The organism is Sphingomonas sp. BL-S-30, assembly GCF_055521475.1.
Genome location: NZ_CM145481.1, coordinates 3580295 through 3593856 on the forward strand (window position 1 = coordinate 3580295; position 13562 = coordinate 3593856).

Here is a 13562-nt window from a genome sequence, read left to right on the forward strand (position 1 = left end):
CTGCGCGAAGCCGATGGGACCGGGAACAAGTCTCCGCAAGATCGTAGGTGGAGCGCCCCTTTCGACACAAGACCGGAAATCGGACCCATCATAAGGAGAGCGTATAGTGACTGAGACAAGCTTCTCGCTGGCCGGGCGCAAGGCGCTGGTGATCGGCGCCGACTCCGGCATCGGCCTGGCCTGTGCGCGCGCGATCGCGATGGCCGGCGCCGACCTGGTGATCGGGGGCCTCGATGCGGCGAAGGGCGACGGGTTGGCGCGCGAGATCGGCGCGGCGAGCGGAACCTCGGTCAGCTATGTCGCGGTCGACGTTACCGAAGAGGATCAGGTCGCGGCGGCGGTCGCGACCGCGGTCGAGCGACTGGGCGGGCTCGATATCGCAATGAACAATGCCGGCATTCCGGGGCCGACCGGGGCGCTCGACACAATAGACGCGGCCGATTTCGACCGGTTGTTCGCGATCAACGTGCGCGGCACCTGGCTGGGCATGAAATATCAGGTGCCGGCGATGCTGGCGTATGGTGGCGGATCGATCATCAACCTGGCGTCGACGGCGGCGCTCACCGGGCTGCCGTTCGTCGTCCCCTATGCCGCGACCAAGCATGCGGTGGCCGGGCTGACGAAATCGGCCGCGCTGGAGCTTGCCCCGCGCGGCATCCGCGTCAACGCGATCGCGCCGGGCCCGGTCGATACCGGGCTGCTTCACACCATGCGCGCGGGCCGGCTGAGCGCCGGCGGCGCGCAGCCGCTGAAGGTACCGATGGACCGGGTCGCGCAACCGGAGGAGATGGCCGGCGCGGTGGTCTGGCTCGCGTCGAGCGCATCCTCCTATGTCACCGGCGCGATCATCTCGATCGATGGCGGCGTGGTCGCGCAATAGAGCAATCAGTCAGCGAACGGGTCGGGCGGGATCTCAGTCGAAAGATCGATGACGACCGTCTTGACCTCGCTGAACTCGCGCAGCGCGTCGATCCCGTTTTCGCGGCCTATGCCGCTCAGCTTGAACCCGCCATAGGGCAGCATGAAATGAACCGGGCGGAAGGTATTGACCGAGACGAGCCCACTCTCGATCCGGTTCGCGACGCGGTGCGCGCGTGCGACATCATTGGTCCATAACCCCCCGACCAGGCCGTACTCGCTGTCATTGGCGAGCGCGATCGCTTCTTCCTCGCCCTCGAACGGCATCAGCGCGACGACTGGGCCGAACACCTCTTCCCGGGCGAGCCGGGACTGATTGTCGACCTCGGCGAACACCGTCGGCTCGACGAAATAGCCGCGATCGAGGCCGGGCGGGCGCCCGCCGCCGACCAGCAGCCTGGCGCCGCTCTCGCGGCCGATCGCGATATAGCTCTCGGTCTTGTCGCGCTGCTCGGCCGAGGTGTGCGGCCCGATATGAGTCTTCGGATCGAGCGCGCCGCCGACCCGGATGCGCCCGGCGCGCGAGGCCAGTTCGCGCGCGAACCGGTCATAGACCGGCCGCTCGACGAACATCCGCGACGCCGCTGAGCAGGACTGGCCGGTCGAGCGGAAAGCGCTGTGCACGGCCACCGAGATCGCCTTTTCCAGATCGGCGTCGGCGAACACGATGAAGGGCGACTTGCCCCCACATTCGAACGAACAGCGCTTCAGGTTGACGCTCGCCGCCGCCATGATCCGCCGCGCGGTGGCGTGCGACCCGGTGAACGACACCTTGTCCACGCCGGGATGCCCGGACAGCGCGGCGCCGACCGATCCATCGCCCGGCAGGACGTTGACCACGCCCGGCGGAAACCCGGCCTCCCCCGCCAGCCGGCCCAGCGCGAGCAGGCTCGCGGGCGTTTGTTCGGCGGGCTTGAGGATCACGGCATTGCCGGTCGCCAGCGCCGGGCCGAGTTTCCAGCAGGCGAGGAGGATCGGCGAATTCCACGGCAAGATCGCCGCGACCACGCCGACGGGTTGGTGTCGCGTATAGGCGATCGCATCGGCACGGAACGGGATCTGCGCGCCGTTGAACTTGTCGGCCGCGCCCGCGAAGAAAGTGAGCCAGTCGGCCGCGCGCTGCATCTCCCCCACCGTGTCGCGGAGCGGCTTGCCATTGTCGCGGCTTTCGATTTCGGCCAGCACGGCCGCGTCGCGCCGAACCAGATCGGCAAGCCGGGCGATCATCGCACCGCGCGCCGTCGGCGCCATGTCGCGCCACGCGCCGCGCAGCGCGGTTCTGGCGGCGGCGACCGCAAGGTCCACATCGACCGCGTCGGCGACCGCCACTTCGGCCCATATCTCCTCGGTGGAGGGATCGATGCTGCGGATCGTATCGCCCGAATGCGGCGCGACCCATTCGCCGCCGATCAGCAGGCGATCGAACGTCCCCGCGCCGCGCAGCATGCTCACGAGGCCTTCAGCATCCCGGGCACGCCGGCGGCGACGGTCTGCACCAGGCTGGCGACCGTCGCGCTGCCCGGCATCGCCCCCATCGCGACGCCGGTGTCGCGCGCGCTATCGCCGAAATACCAGCGGGTGTTGCGGGCGAACTTGTCGAGCACGTCGTCACGCGACAGCGCAGCCTCGGGCGAACCGGGGTGGAACGGCACATGCTTGAAATAGCTACGCCCCGCCGCCTCGACGGTCAGCCGCGCCGGGCAATGTTGCGGATAATCGGAAAGCGGGTCGACCGAGGCCTCGACCAGCTGCGCGAGCCGCAGGATGCGCGGGTCGGACAGGCGCTCGGGCATGAAGGTCTCCAGCGCCACGTCGCCATCGACCAATGCCGCCGCCACGCCGAAATAGAGGCTGAAGCGTGCCTCGTGCGGCGTGCTCGGCGCTTTCTTCCGGTCGCGCGGTTCGGTGACGAGCGTCAGACCGGGCTCGGCCAGCTGGCACGCGATGCCGGTGATCTCATCGACCGTCACGCCGTCCCGCGCGAAATCCGCGAGGATCTGCTTGGCGGCTTCGATGAACGCGTGAAGCAGCTGGCAACAGGGATAGGGCTTGTACGCCGTCTCGGGCAGATACCAGCGCGTGCCCAGCCCCTCGCCCGCCTTGGCGAAATCCAGGTCGCCGGTGACCGGCGTCAGATGAGTCTGGAAAAAGCCGAACTTGCCCTCGAAGACGCTGTCCGGACCGGAAATGCCTGCCATCGCCAGATCGATCGCAAGCATGCCGGCATGGGCGCCCCACCCGCCATGCAGGATCTTGGCGGTCGAGCCGGTGCGGGTCGATTCCTGAATGCCGGAGGCGAAGGTGCCGCAGATGCCGAGCGCGTCGCCGATCTGCGCCGGGGTGGCGCCAGCCAGGCGGCCGATCGCCGCCGCGACACCAAAGGATCCGATCAGCGAGGAGGTATGGTAGCCCCGCTCGAGGAAACGATCGCCGCCGACGAAACCGAGCCGGATCATCACTTCATAACCGACCACCGTCGCGTCGATCGCCTCGGCCAGTGTCGCGCCCCGCGCCTCGGCGGCGGCGAGCACCGCGGGCACCACGGTCGATCCCGGCCGGGCGAGCGACGAGCCGTGCTTGTCGTCCATCTCCAGCGCCTGGGCGAGCGAGCCGTTGACCAGGGCGGCCAGTTCCGGCCGCGACCTGGCATCCAGCCCGAACAGCGACGCGCCCGTCCCCGCGCCCCAGGCGCCCGCGAGCTTCGCCGCTGCGGCACCGCTCTGTTCCCGGGGATTGGCGCCCGCGATGCATACGCCGATCGAATCGACGATGTGCCACAGCGCCGCGTCGCGCACGGCGGGAGGAATCGCATCGCGCGTGAGCCCGACCGCGTAGTTGGAAAAGGCTTCGGCCAGCATCGTCATCGTCGGTTTTCCCTATGGTGGAGGATGGTCAGCGGACCTGCTGCAACACCTGGCCCAGCCGCTGCGACGGAGCCGCCTCATTCTCCAGATTGTCGATGATCTGCTCGACCTCCGTCACGGCGGCGGCGTGCAGCACGCGGCCGGCGAGATCGCGGAACTTGTCCCGGAGCGCGTCTTCCGACATCGGGTTGCGCCAATGGCCGGAACGATAGGTCTGGTCGGCCTTGTGCTCGGTGCCGTCCTTCATCGTGACCGCCACGCGCACCGCGCGCATCTCATGCTTGCCGCCGGCGTCGAGCTCGGGATCGACATAGACCTCGATGCGATTGGCGAGATCGATGATCGTCGGATCGCGCAGCTTGTCGTCGCTATATTGGTCGATAAAGGCATTGCCTTCGAGCAAGGTAACCGCCGCCGTGTAGGGCAGGTTCATCTGCGCGGCGATCGTCTCGCCATTGGGCACATAGGGCCAGCCGCAATGGACATAGACCATGTCGGTGGTGCCGATGCGCACCTTGGCGACATCGCTGCCATGAATGCCGGTGCGCGCGATGATCGCGCGCAGCGCATCGACCGAGGTCTGGCTGGAAGCGAGCGACGAATAGCGCTTGAAGCCGTTCTTGCGCATCTCCCAGTCGCTGCCCAGGCCGTTGGTCGCCCAGCTCAGGTCGTATTCCGACGAATAGGTCGAACAGAAACCCCCATAGGGCGCCTCGAGCACGTCGCGCACGCCGGTCAGCCCCTCGCGCGCGCACAATGCGGCGATGATGCCGTTCTGCGATGCCTTGCCCGAGTGGAAACGCTTGGCCATCGCGCCGAACTGCGCGGCCATCAGCCCCGCCGCCTGGGACCCGGCCAGTCCGAGCGCACTGACAAATTTATCGGTGTCGAGATCGAGCAGCTTGGCGATCGCCGCCGCCGACCCGAAGGTGCTGGTGAGGCCGCACGGGTGGAAGCCGCGATGGAAGGCCGAGGGGCTGACCGTATTGCCGATCCGCGTGCCGAGTTCGTAACCGGCGACGACGGCGCGGATCACGTCCTTGCCGTCGAACGCGCCGAACGCGCCCTCGGTGCAGGCGAGCACGGCCGGGATAACGCCCGCTCCGTAATGCGACATCGACTGGTCGTGGCAATCGTCGAGTTCATAGCCTTGCGCGGCCGTGCCGTTGATGAAGGCGACGCCCAGCGGATCGGCCTTGACCTTCATCCCCCAGGCACTTGCCGTCTGCGCCTGGCCCAGCAGACCGACGGTGCGCACCACTGCCTGAGTCCATTCCGTGTCCGCGCCGAACAGGCCGCAACCCAGGCTGTCGCGAATGCACTGCTTGGCATTGACGATCAGATCGTCGGGCAGATCCTCATAGCGCAGCCCGGCGGCGAATTCGGCGATTTCGCGGGTGACGCCCGGCACGGCGATCTGGGTTTCGGCGTTCATGCGGACTCTCTTCTGGCAGGGGATGGAAGCGTTCAGGCAGCGGATGCGGCTGGGGCCGGGGCCGGCGATGCCGACCTCGCGGTCGCGTAGGCGGCGGCGCTCGTCCCGGCGAGGCGGCCGAACACCGCCCCGCTAGTGAGCCCGCTGGCACCCGGATAGTTGAAGTAGAATATGCCGCCGACCATCTCGCCGGCGGCGAACAGGCCCGGGATCGACTGGCCGTTGGTGTTCATCACTTCGCCCTCGGTCGAGATCTTGACCCCGCCAAAGGTGAAGGTGACGCCGCAGGTGACGGCATAGGCCTCGAACGGCGCGGTATCGATCGCGCACGCCCAGTTGCTGCGCACCACGCCGTTGCTGGTCGCGCTGCGGCCGTCCTTGATATTGGGATCGAACGCCGCGTCGGTGTCGATCGACGCGTTGAATTCGGCGACCGTCGCCAGGAACTGCGCCTTGTCGATCTCCTCGATCTTGTCGGCCAGCTCCTCCAGCGTGTCGGCGCGGACCTTGGAGACGTTGCGCGTGCGATATTCGTCGCGCAGCAGATGCGAGACCTTCGAATCGAACACCTGCCAGGCCAGCTGGCCCGGCTGGGCGAGCACTGCCTGGCCATATTTGGCGTAAGTATAGTTGCGGAAATCGGCGCCCTCGTCGACGAAGCGCTTGCCTTCGCGATTGACCATCACGCACAGCGGATAGCTGTGCCGCTGATATTGCGGGGTCAGCGCCAGATCGCCGAAATCATTCGCGTTGCGCTCCCACGACACGGCGTGGCAGCCCGACCAATGACCATAAGGCTGGGCGCCGGCGTCAAGCGCCATGCGCAGCCCATCTCCGGTATTATAGCGAGAGCCGCGCACCTTCGCGAGATCCCAGCCCGGCCCGAGATAGCGCGTGCGCCATTCCGCATTGGCCTCGAACCCGCCGCAGGCCAGCACGACGGCGCTCGCGAGGATCTCGCGCTCCTGCCGGTCGACCGCGACCCGCACCCCGGTCACCTCGAGGTCGCTGCGCACGAGATCGCGCACCCAGGCATCATAGACGATCTCGATGCCGCGCTTTTCCGCCGCGCGGTACAGCGAGTCGACCAGGCCCGGCCCGCCCGCCTGCACCGCGATCGTCGCGCCGCCCCAGAATTTGAAGCGCCCGTCGACCCGATAGGCCTGGCGCCCGAAATTGGGGAAGAAGCGCACGCCCTGGTCGCGCATCCACAGGATCGTCGCGCGGCTGCGCGTCACCAGCAGGTCGCACAATTCGGGATCGGTGCGATATTGGGTGATTTCACCCATATCCTCGAAAAACTTGCCTTCGGTATAGGTGCCGAAATCACTGACCGCGCATTCGGCGTCGGTCAGGTCGGGGCAGAAAGCGCGGATGTCGTCCGCGCCTTCATAGACGGTGCGCATCAGCCCGTCGGTATAGGATGTGTTGCCGCCCCGCTCACTCTCCGGGGAGCGTTCGAGCACGAGGACCGATGCGCCCGCATCCGCCGCGCTCAGCGCCGCGCACAGGGCGGCGTTGCCGCCGCCGACGACGATCACGTCATATCTGCGATCGAGACTGTTCCGCATCCCCGCCCTTTTCCGCAGGCAGCAGCCGACCGGCGCCGACGCACCCGACTTTCTGCAACAATTTCAGCGATGCAGCGCGCTATTCGCGCTGCCGACGGGGATCGTTCTAGCGAGCGGGGCTATGCTTGCACGAAATATTATGGCATCCTAGCATGCGATGAAAACATTGTCGGGGATGCGTGAGCCTTGAAGCTTCAGCAACTGAGATACGTCGTCGAGATCGTACGGCACGGCAATCATCTCTCCGCCGCAGCAGAGTCCCTGAACACGTCCCAGCCGGGGGTCAGCCGGCAGATTCAGCTGCTCGAGCTGGAGCTCGGCTTCGAGATTTTCATCCGTACCCGCAACCGCATCATCGGCCTGACCGAGCCTGGTGAAGTGGTGTTTTCGATCGCGCAGCGCATCGCGACGGACGTTGCCGCCCTGAAGCGGCTCAAGAGCGACATGAATTCGGGCAATGGCGGCGTCTTCACCATTGGCACGACGCATTTCCAGGCGCGCTACACGTTGCCGCGTGTCGTCGAGCGGTTCGTGAAGCAATATCCCGACGTGAAGCTGGTCATGCGGCAGGGCGATCCCGAGGAAATCTGCCAGATGGTCGATGGCGGCGACGTCGACCTGGCGGTGGGGACCGAGACGATCCGCGAGTTCCCCAATCTGGTGAAACTGGACGGCTTCCAGATCAAGCGCATGATCGTCGCGCCGATCGGCCATCCCCTGCTCAGCGTTTCCGAGCTGACGCTCGCCGAAGTCGCGAAATATCCGATCATCACCTATGACACGCGCTACAGCGGCCGCTGGAAGGTAATGAAGGCCTTTACTGACGCGGGGCTGGAGCCGCGCGTCATCATGAGCGGCATCGATGCCGATGTGTGCAAGACCTATGTCGCGCTCGGGCTCGGCATCGGCATCCTGTCCGACCTGGCGTTCGATCCGGAACGCGACACCGGCATCGCGACGCGCGCCCTGGGGGATCTGGTGCCGTCCAGCACGGTGCATGTCGTGCTGCGCTCGAACACCTATCTGCGTCCCTATCTGCTCGAATTCATCCGCTCGGTCGCGCCGCACCTGACGCCCGGCGTCGTGCGTCAGGCCGTGCAGAATGTTCACAACGCGCGTAGCGCCGCCTGACGGCGGCGGGTCGGGGATGGAGAAGGGTTCGCGCTGAGGCGCGGAGATGATCCGTCTCCGGCACATCCCTGCGCCCTTGATTCCGCGCGAACCCTTCTCCGCCGATCCGTCCTGGAGCAACCTGTGCTAAATCCGGTTCACCTCTTCGGTTCCCCGGCGAAGGCCGGGGCCCAGTTGGGGGACGATCCTGAGCGGAGTTGCGCGTCGTTACTTCAGCTTTCCCAACTGGGCCCCGGCCTTCGCCGGGGAAGCCAGGAAGAAGGAGGTACCTCGCAGCGCATATTCAACGCGTTTCGCTTCAGCGCCTCACCTCTTCGTGCAGCAGCGTCATGCGGCGAAGCGCCTCCTCGTCGAGCGTCAGCCCCAGGCCTGGACCCGTCGGCACCGCCACCGCGCCGTCGACGATGGTGAAACCGCCGTCCGCCACCAGCGGATCCGGCCCCAGCACGCCGGCGCCGAACACGAATTCCGCCGCGCCGAAGGTCCGCCGCGCCGGCACCGCCGCGCAATAATGCGCCGCGGCCGCCGCCTCGAACTGCGATGCGACCGCGAGGCCACCGCAATTGATACCGATATCGAAGGCGTCGGCGATCGCCAGCATGCGCCTGGCCGGCGTCAGCCCGCCGACCTTGTACAGCTTGATGCAGAATATATCGACCGCGCAGCTGCGCGCGAGCTCCGCGGCATCCTGGACGGTGAACAGGCTTTCGTCCGCCATGATCGGCACGCCCCGCGCCTGCGCGCGGATCGCCGCCAGCCCGGCGAGGTTGCGGCGCTCGATCGGCTGCTCGCAATAGCCGACGTCCATGTCGTGCATCGCATCGAGCGCGGCGACGGTTTCGGCGACGGTCCAGCCGGTGTTCGGATCCACGCCGATCAGCACGTCCGGCCCAACCGCCTCGCGCACGGCCGCGAAGTTTCGCACATCGGTGCGCCATCCGCCTTTGCCCGCCGCCTTCAGGCAGAGCACGCGCATGCCGAATTCGTCGGTCGCGCGGCGCGCATCGTCAATCATGCGCGCGACGTCGTCGTACAGGCTGACCGACCATTCGAGCGGGATGCTGTCGTGCGATCGCCCCCCGAGCAGAACATGGACGGGCACGCCCAGCACCTTGCCCAGCGCATCGTGGAGCGCGATGTCGAGCACCGCCCGGGCGGCGGGATTTCCCGCGAGCCGCGAGGTCATCAGCGCGTCGTTCGCCTCGAAATCCGCCAGCCGCCGCCCGATCAACAGCGGGCCGTAGATGTCGCGGATCGCCGCGACCACGCTGTGCACGGTATCGGCGACGAAATGGCCCGGGCTGATCGGCCGAATCTGGGCCACGCCGACCACGCCGTCCGCATGGATCTTGACCAGCACGGGCTTGCCGAGCAGCTGCTCCGGCGGGCCGGTATCGTAGCTGCCGCTGGAGAAGGTCCGCTTCAGCCGAACCGGGAGTTCGGTGACATGGATCTCGATCCGATCGATCGCCATCACGCCACCGCCCTGTGATCGTTGCGCCAGCTGTTCAGCACCATTTCCGCCCCGCGCTCGCCGAGCGCGATCGTCGGGGCGTTGGTGTTGGAGGAAGGGATCGTCGGGAAGATCGAGGAATCGATCACGCGCAGCCGGCCGACGCCGCGCACCCGAAGCGCCGGATCGACGACCGCGGCATCGTCGGTCCCGGCCTTGCAGCTGCCGACGATGTGCCAGGTCGTCTGGGTCGTCTCACGAATATAGTCGCGAATCTGCTCGTCGGTGACAGTGTCGCTGCCGGGGCGCGTCTCGCGCACGATCATCCGCTGCATCGCCGGCGCGGCGGCGATCCGGCGCACTGCCTTGATCCCGGCGAGCAGCACCTCCGCATCATGCGGATCGTCCAGATATTTCGGGTCGATCCTGGGATGCTCCGCCGGGTCGGCCGAGCGGATATGAGTCCAGCCGCGCGACCGCGGCCGCAGGCCCATGACGCCGATGGTGAAGCCGGAATGCGCATCCAGCCCATCCTGCGGGCGCCGCGCGTAGCGATCCTTTCCCGAGAAAGGCTGGAGCTGGAGCTTCAGGTCCGGGCGCGGTTCTTCAGGCGAGGATCGCATCACGGTATGCGCCACGGCGGAGCAGATCGACAGGAGGCCCTTGCCGAGAAGCGCGAACTTCAGCCCTTCCCTGATCTTCACGGTCGGGCGCTGGAGCGCATCGTTGATGGTGATCGGCCGGGTGCACTCGAAGGTCAGGCGGGTGTTCGGATGGTCGAGCAGGTTTTCGCCGACCCCCGCCAGATCGCTGACGACCGGAATGCCGTGCTCGCGCAGCAGCGCCGCCTGGCCGATCCCGGAAAGCTCGAGCAGCGCCGGCGAATGGACCGGACCGGCCGACAGGATCACTTCCTTGCGCGCCGCGATCCGCCTGAGCTCCCCTCCGCGGCGAAGTTCCACGCCGGTGGCGACGCCATCCTCGATCACCACGCGGGTCACGAGCGCATCGGTCATCACCGCGAGGTTTTCGCGGTTGCGCGCGGGCTTCAGATATCCCACCGCCGTCGACGAACGGAAGCCGCGCCGGGTCGAATATTGCAGATAGGACGCGCCTTCATAATGGCCGTCATTATAATCCTCGACGATATCGAAGCCTGCCTCCCCGCTCGCCTGCACATAGGCATCGGCCAGCGCGTCGAAATGCTTGAGACTGGTGACACCGATCGGCCCGTCATGCCCGCGGGTCGCGGGGTCGCCGGGGGCATAGCTTTCCATGCGCTTGAAATAGGGAAGCATGTCGGACCAGCCCCAGCCCGGCAGGCCCATCGCCTCCCACGAATCGAACTCGCCCGGATCGCCGCGCACATAGACGCAGCCATTGATCGAGCTCGACCCGCCGAGCATGCGCCCGCGCGTCCACAATTGGGTGCGGTCGTTGAGCGCCGCCTGCGGCTCGGTCACCAGCGGCCAGGTATGGGCGGGGTCCTTGAGCAGGTTCACCACCATCAGCGGGATATGGATGTTGATGCTGGTGTCGCGCGGGCCTGCCTCGATCAGCAGCACGCGCTCGCGCCCGTCCTCGGACAGCCGCGCCGCGACCGCGCATCCCGCCGATCCCGCGCCGACGACGATGAAATCGAAATCGCCCGCAAAATTGTCCCGCGAGCTTGTCATTGCATATCCCCAGACCGATCCATCGCCCGAGCGGGATAGGCGTCGACAGCCCCGCCGCACCAATATGATTTTCCGGTTCACGATGCCCTGGCGGCATGCCGGAGAGGGAAACGGTATTGGAAAGCATATCGTTCGATCCGCTTAACCCGGCCCAACGACCCGCAGGAGAGACGCGTGCCGAACCCTTTGCCCGCTTATGGGCTTTATATCGGCGGCGCGTGGGTCCCGGCGAGCTCGGGCGAGGAATTCCCGACACTCAACCCGTTCCGTCAACAGCCCTGGGCCATGATCCAGCAGGCGAACGAGGCCGATGTGGCACGCGCGGTCGCGGCGGCACGCGAGGCGTTCGAGACGCATTGGTCGCGCACCCCGGGGGTGGAGCGGGCGCGGCTGATGAACCGTCTGGCGGACCTGCTCGAGCGCGACGCGGACCGGATGGGCACGCTCGAAAGCACCGATAATGGCAAGATCGTGCGCGAGACGCGCAGCCAGATGCGCTTCGTGGTGCGCACTCTGCGCTTCTTTGCCGGCTATGCGGACAAGCTGTGGGGCAAGGTGATCCCGCTCGATCGCCGCGACATGTTCGATTATGCCACGCTCGAGCCGCTCGGCGTGGTCGGGCTGATCACCGCGTGGAACTCGCCGATCGCGCTGCTCGGCAACAAGCTGCCGGCGGCGCTGGCCGCGGGAAATTGCGTGGTGGTCAAGCCATCCGAGCACGCCTCGGTCACCACGCTCGAATTCGCCAGGCTGGTCGAGGAGGCGGGCTTTCCGCCGGGCGTGTTCAATGTCGTCACGGGCGACGTCCGCACCGGGCAGGCGCTGGTCACCGGCGGCGGGCTCGACAAGATCAGCTTCACGGGCAGCGGCCGCGCCGGGCGCGAGATCGCCGCCGCGGCCGGGCGCAACCTGACGCCGGTGGTGCTGGAGCTGGGCGGCAAATCCCCCAACATCATCTTCGAGGACGCCGATATCGGGAAAGCGACGGTCGGCGCGCTGGCCGGGATCTTCGCCGCGACCGGCCAGACCTGCATCGCCGGATCCCGGCTGCTGGTGCAGCGCTCGGTCTATCCCGGCATCGTCGACGCGCTCGCGAAACGCGCGGCGCGGATCCGGCTGGGCGACCCGCTCGATCTTGCGACCGAGATGGGAACGGCGGCGAACGAGCCGCAGTTCCAGCGCATCCTGTCCTTCATCGAGGGTGCGAAAGCCGAGGGTGCGCGGCTCGTCGCGGGCGGCGGGGCAGCGACCGGCGACGGCCTCGGCGACGGGCTGTTCGTGCAACCCACGATCTTCGCCGATGTCGACAATGGCATGGCGCTGGCGCGCGAGGAGATTTTCGGACCTGTCCTTTCGATCATCCCGTTCGCTGACGAAGAGGAAGCGATCCGCATCGCCAATGACACACCGTTCGGGCTCGCCTCCGGCATCTGGACGCAGAGCCTGAACCGCATGCACCGCGTGTCGGCCGCGCTGAGGACCGGCATGGTCTGGGTCAACACCTATCGCGCCGTCGCCGCGCAGACGCCGTTCGGCGGCGTCAAGGAAAGCGGGGTCGGGCGCGAACGCGGCCAGGAGGGGCTGATGGAGTTCCTCACCACCAAGAATGTGATGATCAACCTGTCGGAAGACGATCGCGATCCGTTCGCGGTGCAGACCTGACCTTGGCTGGAATCGAGATGGAATGACGATCGGAGAGATCATGAGCGCAAGCATCGTCGGTCGAGCGCGCGGGCCTGCGGTCCGAAACACCGCGGGACGGTGAGCGGCCGATATGTGCGATCGTTGCGACCAGACCGCCAGCGGATGGCTTGGATGGAGCGCACTGCCGGCGCCGGCCGGTTCCAGGCCGGACGGCGACTGGATCGACCTGAGCCACGCCGTATCCCCGGCGATGCCCTGCGCGTCGATCTTCCCCGCGCCGAGCTTCGAGCGGCTGCGCTCGCTGCCTGTCGACCCCTTCAACGTCACCGAGATCCGCATGGTCGCCCATGCCGGCACGCATGTGGATGCGCCGATCCATTATTTCGCCGATGCGCCCGACGCCGCCTCGATTCCGTTCGACCGGCTGCACGGCCCCGGCGTGGTGTGGCACATCGAGGCCGAACAGGACGAAGTGATCGGCGTCGCGACGCTCGAGCGATGCCGGCCGATGCTGCGCGAGGGCGACATCCTCGCGCTCGACACCGGATGGGCACGCCGGTTCGGCACGCCCGATTATGATCGCCATCCAAGCCTGGACGCCGAGGCAGCGGCATGGCTGGTCACGCGCGGCATCAAGATGCTCGCCTGCGACTTCGCGACGCCCGACCTGGTCTATCACCTGCGCGCGCCCGGCTTCGACTGGCCGGTGCATCGGACCCTGCTGGCGCGCGGCATCCTGATCTGCGAGCATCTGACCGGCCATGCCGCGCTCGCCGGCGCGCGGGCGGAGTTCCGCTTCGGCGTCTTGCCCATCGTCGGGGGAGATGGTGCGCCCGCTCGCGTCTACGCCCGGCGGCTCGCCTCATGAGG

10 protein-coding genes are annotated in these 13562 nt (G+C 67.2%); 4 read left to right on the plus strand and 6 right to left on the minus strand.

Going from position 1 to position 13562, the window contains the following annotated elements; translation table 11 throughout:
• The first annotated feature begins 106 nt into the window (after nucleotides 1-106).
• Nucleotides 107-880 carry an SDR family NAD(P)-dependent oxidoreductase gene (locus ACZ1I5_RS16640; protein ID WP_465170351.1) on the plus strand — a complete coding sequence of 258 codons (774 nt, stop codon included), beginning with the start codon at nucleotides 107-109 and terminating at the stop codon, nucleotides 878-880.
• Nucleotides 881-885: 5 nt separating this feature from the next.
• Here ACZ1I5_RS16640 and ACZ1I5_RS16645 read toward each other — a convergent pair whose 3' ends face one another.
• Genes ACZ1I5_RS16645 through tcuA form a run of 4 tightly spaced genes read right to left on the minus strand, consistent with a single transcriptional unit; the run spans nucleotide 886 to nucleotide 6788 of the window.
• Nucleotides 886-2364, minus strand: a complete 1479-nt coding sequence (locus ACZ1I5_RS16645; protein WP_465173988.1) for an aldehyde dehydrogenase — start codon at nucleotides 2362-2364, stop codon at nucleotides 886-888.
• A 2-nt stretch (nucleotides 2365-2366) separates the two neighbouring features.
• Nucleotides 2367-3782, minus strand: a complete 1416-nt coding sequence (locus ACZ1I5_RS16650; RefSeq protein ID WP_465170352.1) for an MmgE/PrpD family protein — start codon at nucleotides 3780-3782, stop codon at nucleotides 2367-2369.
• 28 nt (nucleotides 3783-3810) lie between these two features.
• On the minus strand, nucleotides 3811-5217 hold the full coding sequence (locus ACZ1I5_RS16655; protein WP_465170353.1) for an MmgE/PrpD family protein: 1407 nt from the start codon (nucleotides 5215-5217) through the stop codon (nucleotides 3811-3813).
• A 32-nt stretch (nucleotides 5218-5249) separates the two neighbouring features.
• On the minus strand, nucleotides 5250-6788 hold the full coding sequence (gene tcuA, locus ACZ1I5_RS16660; RefSeq protein ID WP_465170354.1) for an FAD-dependent tricarballylate dehydrogenase TcuA: 1539 nt from the start codon (nucleotides 6786-6788) through the stop codon (nucleotides 5250-5252).
• A gap of 186 nt (nucleotides 6789-6974) precedes the next feature.
• Here tcuA and ACZ1I5_RS16665 point away from each other — a divergent pair, with 186 nt between their 5' ends.
• Nucleotides 6975-7919: a LysR substrate-binding domain-containing protein gene (locus ACZ1I5_RS16665; RefSeq protein WP_465170355.1), complete on the plus strand. Its 945-nt coding sequence runs from the start codon at nucleotides 6975-6977 to the stop codon at nucleotides 7917-7919.
• A 298-nt stretch (nucleotides 7920-8217) separates the two neighbouring features.
• On the opposite strand, the gene ACZ1I5_RS16670 is transcribed toward ACZ1I5_RS16665, so the two are convergent.
• Nucleotides 8218-9393, minus strand: a complete 1176-nt coding sequence (locus ACZ1I5_RS16670) for a mandelate racemase/muconate lactonizing enzyme family protein (protein ID WP_465170356.1) — start codon at nucleotides 9391-9393, stop codon at nucleotides 8218-8220.
• Entirely contained in the window at nucleotides 9393-11048 is a 1656-nt protein-coding gene (locus tag ACZ1I5_RS16675; RefSeq protein WP_465170357.1) for a GMC family oxidoreductase, read from the minus strand. The genes ACZ1I5_RS16670 and ACZ1I5_RS16675 overlap by 1 nt, the downstream gene beginning before the upstream one ends.
• Before the next feature lie 174 nt (nucleotides 11049-11222).
• Here ACZ1I5_RS16675 and ACZ1I5_RS16680 point away from each other — a divergent pair, with 174 nt between their 5' ends.
• A complete protein-coding gene (locus ACZ1I5_RS16680) occupies nucleotides 11223-12710 on the plus strand; it encodes an aldehyde dehydrogenase (RefSeq protein ID WP_465170358.1) in 1488 nt (495 codons plus the stop codon).
• A gap of 112 nt (nucleotides 12711-12822) precedes the next feature.
• Complete coding sequence (locus tag ACZ1I5_RS16685; protein WP_465170359.1) at nucleotides 12823-13560, plus strand: cyclase family protein; 738 nt, start codon at nucleotides 12823-12825, stop codon at nucleotides 13558-13560.
• Nucleotides 13561-13562: the final 2 nt, after the last annotated feature.

What these genes read in the sequence shown, in the direction of transcription:
- ACZ1I5_RS16645 (WP_465173988.1), bottom strand. Translation starts at nt 2,364, where the DNA reads ATGCTGCGCGGCGCGGGGACGTTCGATCGCCTGCTGATCGGCGGCGAA.
- ACZ1I5_RS16650 (WP_465170352.1), bottom strand. Translation starts at nt 3,782, where the DNA reads ATGACGATGCTGGCCGAAGCCTTTTCCAACTACGCGGTCGGGCTCACG.
- ACZ1I5_RS16655 (WP_465170353.1), bottom strand. Translation starts at nt 5,217, where the DNA reads ATGAACGCCGAAACCCAGATCGCCGTGCCGGGCGTCACCCGCGAAATC.
- tcuA (WP_465170354.1), bottom strand. Translation starts at nt 6,788, where the DNA reads ATGCGGAACAGTCTCGATCGCAGATATGACGTGATCGTCGTCGGCGGC.
- ACZ1I5_RS16670 (WP_465170356.1), bottom strand. Translation starts at nt 9,393, where the DNA reads ATGGCGATCGATCGGATCGAGATCCATGTCACCGAACTCCCGGTTCGG.
- ACZ1I5_RS16675 (WP_465170357.1), bottom strand. Translation starts at nt 11,048, where the DNA reads ATGACAAGCTCGCGGGACAATTTTGCGGGCGATTTCGATTTCATCGTC.
- ACZ1I5_RS16685 (WP_465170359.1), top strand. Translation starts at nt 12,823, where the DNA reads ATGTGCGATCGTTGCGACCAGACCGCCAGCGGATGGCTTGGATGGAGC.